Source organism: Cedecea sp. B1(4), from assembly GCF_059414925.1.
The window spans coordinates 1-361 of the sequence record NZ_JCAHMZ010000150.1 but is presented as its reverse complement, the minus strand read 5'-3'; the positions used below and the strand labels follow the sequence as shown (position 1 = coordinate 361).

Here is a 361-nt window from a genome sequence, read left to right as displayed (position 1 = left end):
TTTTTTGTTTTTTTTTTTTTTTTTTTTTTTTTTTTTTTTTTTTTTTTTTTTTTTTTTTTTTTTTTGGGTGGTTTTGGGGGGGTTTTTTTTTTGGGGGGTTTTTTTGTTTTTTTTTTTGTGTTTTTTTTTGTTTTTTTTTTTCTGGGGGTGTGCGTATTTTTTTTTTTTTTTGTGCTGGTTTTTTTTGTGTTTGGTTTTTTTGTTTTTTTTTTTTTTTTTTGTCTTTTGTTTTTTTTTTTTTTGTTTTTTTGTTTTTTCCGGCGGGTTTGGGGGGGTATTTTTACTTGGATTTTAAAATAAAAAACCCCTGGGGTGTGGGGGGGTTTTTTGTTTTTTTTTATTTGTTTTTTTTTTTTTATTT

Annotated in this window: 1 protein-coding gene; it reads right to left on the bottom strand. The window is 23.3% G+C overall.

Annotated features, from left to right (window positions below; translation table 11 throughout):
• On the bottom strand, positions 1–361 hold a 361-nt coding region (locus tag ACR6JA_RS22430), incomplete at both ends, for a hypothetical protein (RefSeq protein ID WP_494599632.1).